Source organism: Streptomyces sp. NPDC111802 (assembly GCF_055634335.1).
On record NZ_JBVKCZ010000188.1, the window covers coordinates 1 to 2,279 of the forward strand.

A 2,279-nucleotide genomic window follows, 5' to 3' on the forward strand; every position below is an offset into this window, starting at 1 on the left:
CCGAGTACGAACGCGACTTCCAGCAAAGCCTGGAAGAAGAACCGCAGACCGCCTGAAACATGACCGGCGGACTCTACGAAACCCGGTTCAGCTCAAAACGCCTGGTGTCGAAGCCCAGCGTCGAAAGCCCTGTGAGGGGAAGCAAACGGACGGTCCGCAGCATCAAGCGAAGCCTGCCGCGTCGTGACGATCCCCGCGAGAGCGGGCAAAGGGAGAGCCGAGCCCGGAGTGTCAGGGCGAAGGCCATGGAAGCGGTGAAGACCCTGGAAGGCAGCCGTGAAGAACTCCCCGGCGTAAGGGGCGCGGAACGTTCGGACAGTGACGGCGGGAACTGGAGAGGCCCTCTCCGCCCCGGTGACGTGCGGCTTGATGTCACCGGAAGCAACGTCTTCTATAACCGGTGACCCCGGGAAGTGAAGGCGGGGCGGATGGGCGTCGGAGGCGGCCGTAGTACCGCTTGACCCGGACGGACAACAGAACCGCCGGGGAGGGAAGGGCCGCTACTTCGTTGACGCGTGATGCTGAGTGGAGGGGCCCGATGAGTGCCGAAGTGGCTAGTCCCATCGCCGGGGGACGTTCTCCCCTGGACCCGGTCCGTGCCTTGCAGCATGCGCTCTACCGGGCGGCCAAGGCCGATCCCGGACGACGGTTTCACGCGCTCATGGACAAGGTCTGGCGCACAGACGTCCTTGCGCGCGCGTGGGTGACGGTGCGCCAGAACGAGGGCGCGCCGGGGATCGACAAGGTCACTTTGTCCGATGTCGAGGAGTACGGGGTCGATCGGCTCCTTGGCGAGCTGGCCATGGAACTGCGGGAGGGCTGCTACCGGCCTCTTCCGGCACGCCGGGTGTTCATTGCCAAGCCTGGCCAGCCGGGGGAGTCGAGGCCGCTTTCGATTCCCGCTGTTCGTGACCGGATCGTGCAGGCCGCGCTGAAGATCGTGCTGGAGCCGGTGTTCGAGGCGGATTTTCGTCCGTGCTCGTTCGGGTTCCGGCCCAGGCGGGGCGCGCATGATGCCCTCCAGGTGCTGATCGATGAGTCCTGGAGGGGCTGCGGGTGGCTGGTGGAGACGGACATCGCCAACTGTTTCGAGGCGATTCCGCACGCCGAGTTGATCAAAGCGGTGGAGGAGAGGGTGTGTGACCAGTCCGTACTCAAGCTCCTGCGGGTGATCCTGCGCGCAGGGGTATCGGAGAACGGGGTGGTGCACAAAGCGGACAGGGGGGCTGCCCAGGGTGGGGTGGTTTCTCCGTTGCTCTGCAACGTCTATCTGCATCGGATCGATCGGGCCTGGGACGTGCGCAAGCACGGGGTCCTGGTCCGTTACGCCGACGATGCGGTGGTGATGTGTCGTTCCCGCAATCAGGCCCGGGCCGCTCTTGAGCGGCTGACGGACCTGCTGGCCGGCCTCGGCCTGGAACCGAAGGCGGCCAAGACCCAGATCGTGCACCTGAAGGTGGGTGGGGAAGGCGTGGACTTCCTCGGATTCCACCACCGGCTGGTGCTCGCGCCGGGACGGGGCGGCAGAACGCCGTTTCCTTTCCTCGCCCGCTGGCCCGCGGACAAGGCCATGCGACACGCCCGGGACCGGATCCGGGAGATCACCGACCGGTCCCGGCTGCTGCTGCCAGCTGAGGTGGTGGTGGCGGAGTTGAACGGGTTCCTGACCGGCTGGGCCGGGTACTTCCGGTTCGGCAACTCCGCCGACCGCTTCGCGGTGATCAGGGAGTTCACGCGGATGCGGATGGTGTTGTTCTTCGCGAAGAAGCACAAACGCTCGCGTGGCTTTGGGCGGTGGGTGGTGTCTTATGCCTCACCCGACCACCTGGGCCTGGTCGGTCTTGCCGGGAACGTCGTCGCCGCCAGGCCCTTTCGGGACTGGCGGGGGAAGTCGAATGCCGCCGGTGAACAGCGTCGGTGAGCCGGGTGCGGGAGAACCGCATGCCCGGATCGAGGTGGCGGGGGCTGGAAACGGAGCAAGTAAGCAGGTCACGGCCACTGGGGTGGCACAGCCGACCGGGAAACCGGCGGAAGAAAGGCCCCAGGTCCTACCGCCCGCTGAAGCCACCGCGCCAGTCCCCGACCCTACTCGGCGTCCCCGGCGGTAGGTGACAGACCGTGATCTCCAGGCCGCTCTCTCGTGCGAAGGTGGCAAGGTTGCTTTTCCAGGTCCAGCGGCGGGGGTCGTTGGAACCGCCGGCGTCGGCGGTGATCAGGAGCCGGGTGGCATTCGGATGGTCTGCCCGTCCGCGGTGCTGCCACCAGCGACGGATGGACTC

The 2,279-nt window shown here is 66.7% G+C and carries 1 protein-coding gene and 1 pseudogene; one reads left to right on the forward strand and one right to left on the reverse strand.

Annotation, left to right across the window (positions count from 1 at the left end):
• The first annotated feature begins 538 nt into the window (after window positions 1-538).
• On the forward strand, window positions 539-1,921 hold the full coding sequence (gene ltrA / locus ACZ7NC_RS45280) for a group II intron reverse transcriptase/maturase (protein ID WP_471498242.1): 1,383 nt from the start codon (window positions 539-541) through the stop codon (window positions 1,919-1,921).
• A 172-nt stretch (window positions 1,922-2,093) separates the two neighbouring features.
• Here ltrA and ACZ7NC_RS45285 read toward each other — a convergent pair.
• A pseudogene (locus tag ACZ7NC_RS45285) lies at window positions 2,094-2,279 on the reverse strand (ISAzo13-like element transposase-related protein); the annotation flags it as partial.

Bases quoted from the DNA above. Each gene is read 5' to 3' on its own strand.
- ltrA (WP_471498242.1), top strand. From the start codon at position 539: ATGAGTGCCGAAGTGGCTAGTCCCATCGCCGGGGGACGTTCTCCCCTG.